3 protein-coding genes are annotated in these 4,047 nt (G+C 42.4%); all 3 read left to right on the top strand.

What is annotated here, in order from left to right; translation table 11 throughout:
* On the top strand, nt 1-2,026 hold a 2,026-nt coding region (locus EAE93_RS23410), incomplete at its 5' end, for a hypothetical protein (RefSeq protein WP_214040680.1).
* Nucleotides 2,023-2,991: a hypothetical protein gene (locus EAE93_RS23405; protein WP_214040679.1), complete on the top strand. Its 969-nt coding sequence runs from the start codon at nt 2,023-2,025 to the stop codon at nt 2,989-2,991. The genes EAE93_RS23410 and EAE93_RS23405, both read left to right, overlap by 4 nt.
* Nucleotides 2,988-3,956, top strand: coding sequence for a hypothetical protein (locus tag EAE93_RS23400; RefSeq protein ID WP_214040678.1), 969 nt, complete (start codon nt 2,988-2,990; stop codon nt 3,954-3,956). Before EAE93_RS23405 ends, EAE93_RS23400 begins: the two co-directional genes overlap by 4 nt.
* Nucleotides 3,957-4,047: the final 91 nt, after the last annotated feature.

The raw sequence follows: 4,047 nt of genomic DNA, 5'->3' as shown, positions 1-4,047 counted from the left end.
CACCAAAAACCCGGAGCTGAAAAAGAAAATAGATGACAGTATTCATCAGGACCGCTGGAACAACGACTGGCCGAAATTGAAAAAAGTCACCGAAGATTTTGAAGCGCGTCAGGCGATGTTTATGAAACTGTTTGAAGCCTTTGCGGATAACCCGGACCTCAGTTATCAAGTCGGCGGGCTGCAAAATTACTTTCACTACTTCTTTTCACTGCAAGATGAAAAAGAGACGCTGGAAGAAGAGGATGCGCTGGAGTTCCGGTTTTTCAGTGAAATTCTCTCCGGTCTGCTCGGCAACCTGCAATCATCCTTGCCCGGCCAGCAGGTTTTAGCAAAGCTTGCGGCCAAAGAGTCAGACAGCAACGGCGATGGCAACTTCTGGCGCACCATTACCACTGGGGTTGTCACCGTACTGAATAACGACAAAGTAAAATCACCGCTGCTTAAGAGCCCGTTTATTAGTGGCGTCGATAATATTCTGCTGGGGATGGGGACCTTTCTGGCAACCGTCTGCGCCTATACCAATCAGACAATTTATCAGGGTTCAAGTTATGTCCGGCAGCTTCCCCAGAAAGCCATTGACCAGATAACCCAACAACTGGTTCCGGCCCTGTTATCCACGCTGGGGGTGGTGATTGAACCGGATGGCAGAGTGGCACTCAGTGAACAGAGCTATCAGGAAGTGCTTAAGCGGCTGGAATCGAAAACGAATCGCAACCGACCTGACCCAGCAGTGCGTCAACAGGCTATCGGAGAACGGATGATTAACTGGAGTAAACGCCTGGAATCACTTGGCAATAAACCGGTAATCACTCTGCCCGAAGTTAAGACCAGTGTGGACTCGCCGGTTCAGCTTTTTACCTTAGAAGGGGCTGGTAAACCCTCTATTGGTTTACTGTTTGATTCTTCATTGACCGGTGTCAGCCTGTTTCTGAATGCATTCACCCTGTCCGATGTGCTCATGCAGACAGAATATGCCCGCAACAACCCTTTACAGCCTGGATCTTCCTATATGAATCTGCTGCGCTTTAGTACCGCGGTGATTGGTATGAGTGCCGATTTGACTTCTATTGGTTTGACACTAGCAAGTAAGGTGAATTCCCCCATAGTCAAGGTACTGATGAGTGGGCTAAAAGTACCTACCATCAATGCGTCGGCGGTCAGTCAGTTCTCCCGTGTTGCGGGCAGTGTAGCAGGATACTTAGGCGCAATTATCTCCTTCTATGATGCAAGTAACGCTTTCAAAGTGGGTAATGACATGGAAGGTTATAGCCAAGTCGCTATAGGGACAGGTTCTACCATCTTAGCAACCGCAGTCTTGATCGGAGCTGTGGCAGGGTCCTTCCTGACTGCGGGTGTACTCACTGCAATAGTCGTCGGGGCCGGTTTGCTTATCGGTGGCAGTATTGTACAGGCTGGCAGCGCTTGGTCAGATTTGGAAAAAGTACTGAATAACTGTTTTTGGGGGGCTGGAAATAAGTATGCATTTTGGGGCAAAAAGGGAAGACCTACTACTATATACAATCAATTAGAAATAGCGAGAGGCATGAATAATGACACGCAAAAGCATTTCATTATCGAAAATCAAGAATTTTTAAATCTGTTTATTCAGCCAAGTCTAAATATAATTGAGGGATTTGGCGTCACTACCTATCGTTTCACCTTACCTGCTTTTCAGATCAATCTTTCAAATATTCGCGGAATCTTTGTGACTTCTCCTAAAACCTCTTACTGGGGAGAAGACGTCGATTATGTTGAGATTAACCGTCGCAAATATACCCTAGATGCTTTTCGCAATACCAAATTCAAGGAAGCTCAGGAACAAGCCAAATTTACCCTAAGTGGCGATACCGCAACACTAGAGATAGTATTCCCAGAAACAATAGGCGTTTATCCTCGCAGTAGCGAATTGTACTGGTACTATGAACAATCAGAAAATGTTATTGCCCCTCTGCGTTATTTATGGGGAGAAGAACCCACAGCAGAAAATACCATTAAGGGCAGTTTTGATGGAGAGCGTACTATATGAAACAACGACTCAAAAATCTGCTTAAAAAATGGTTTCCTACTATCCATCCATTACCAGCCAAACGGCTGGTACGCTGGGAAAAAGAAATTCTGGCGGCACCGCCAGATATTAAAGATGTAGAAACTATTAAGCATGTAGAAATATTGGACTACCTTGATAATAAAGAATGTCATATTCGCAACACCCAACGCCGTGCCCGGAGTATTGCTTTGATTCCTGTTACATTAGGAATTATTAGTAGTCTTATTTTAAATATTAACGGATTTATCGAAGACCGTAAAAATGATGAAGCAGGGATCCATCAGTGGGTAGCATTGGTAAAGAAGAAATATGGTGAAGAATTTTATCTGCGTAACGATTTACCAGACTATATGGAAGATGCCCGTTATATTGGTAATGATAAAGAAATTTCACTAAGAAAATATTTACATTACCGTTATAATTATTATCTGCATAGCGACTCTTTTTTGAAAATTGATATAGGTTTCCTGCTACTCTATCTACTGATTATTCCTCCTTTTGTCTGGGCCATATTTTTCTTACGCCGTCAGGCACCGTTAATTATCGATCGCGAACAGCAGATCTTTTATACCTGGTATAAAGGCAAAGCTTATGCTGCCCGCTATCCACAAGTAGGCATGGGAGAAAAAACTAATATCTTTTTCCTAAAAGTCTACGGCCTGGATGAAAACAATCAACTTATCGGGCGTGGTTTTATCCCTAACGTCAGCAGTTATTCTTTTGCCTTCTTAAGTAGTGGCAATGATAAAGCACTGGCAGTCGCCTTTATGGTGAAATTCTTATTAAACGGCAAAGAGGCGGTCAGTAAGGTCGATTATAAACGTCGTGGATCGCTTATCTGGTGGAGTAAAGATAAAAGACCTGCCGATTTAGACGCTCAAATTCCATTGATTTTGGCTGAATTGGATCGCTTGGGTCCCCCGGATGAAGATCTTTCCGAATGAAGCAACGATTAAAAAACTTACTCAAAAAATGGTTTCCTACTATTCACCCATTGCCAGCCCAACGGCTGGCACGCTGGGAAAAAGAAATTTTGGCAGTACCGCCAGATATTAAGGATGCAGAAACCATCAAACATGTGGAAATACTGGACTATCTTGATGATAAAGAGTGTCATATCCGCAATCCTCAACGCCGTTTTAGGAGTATTAATCTAATCCCAGTTACATTAGGGATTATTAGTAGTCTTATTTTGAATATTAACGGATTTATCGAAGACCGTAAAAATGATGAAAAAGCTATCCATCGATGGGTTAATTTAGTAAAAAAAGAATATGGTGATGCGTTTTATCTACGTAATGATCTGCCAGATTACATGGAAAATGCCCGTTATATTGGTAATGATAAAGAAATCTCTCTGAAAAAATATTTACACTATCGTTATACTTTTTACCCAAGCAGCACCCGATTGCTCATAATTGATATAAGTTTCCTTCTGCTCTATCTATTGATTATTCCACCCTTTGTATATTGTATATTTTTTTGGCAGAGTCAGGCACCATTAATTATCGACCGTGAACGACAGATTTTCTATACCTGGTACAAAGGTAAAGCCTATGCCGCCCGTTATCCACAATTAGGCATGGTGGAAAAAGCTAATATTTTATATTTCAAAGTCTACGGCCTGGATGAGAATAATCAACTTATCGGACGCGGCTTTATTCCTAATGTCAGTAGTTATACTTTTGCTTTCTTAAGTAGTGGAAATGATAAAGCTCTGGCAGTCGCCTTTATGGTGAAATTCTTATTAAACGGCAAAGAGGCGGTCAGTAAGGTCGATTATAAACGTCGTGGATCGCTTATCTGGTGGAGTAAAGATAAAAGACCTGCCGATTTAGACGCTCAAATTCCATTGATTTTGGCTGAATTGGATCGCTTGGGTCCCCCGGATGAAGATCTTTCCGAATGAAGCAACGATTAAAAAACTTACTCAAAAAATGGTTTCCTACTATTCACCCATTGCCAGCCCAACGGCTGGCACGCTGGGAAAAAGAAATTCT

Source organism: Photorhabdus akhurstii (assembly GCF_018448925.1).
GTDB classification, from domain to species: domain Bacteria; phylum Pseudomonadota; class Gammaproteobacteria; order Enterobacterales; family Enterobacteriaceae; genus Photorhabdus; species Photorhabdus akhurstii.
Note: the sequence above shows the minus strand (reverse complement) of the source record. Positions and strands in the feature narration are given on the sequence as shown.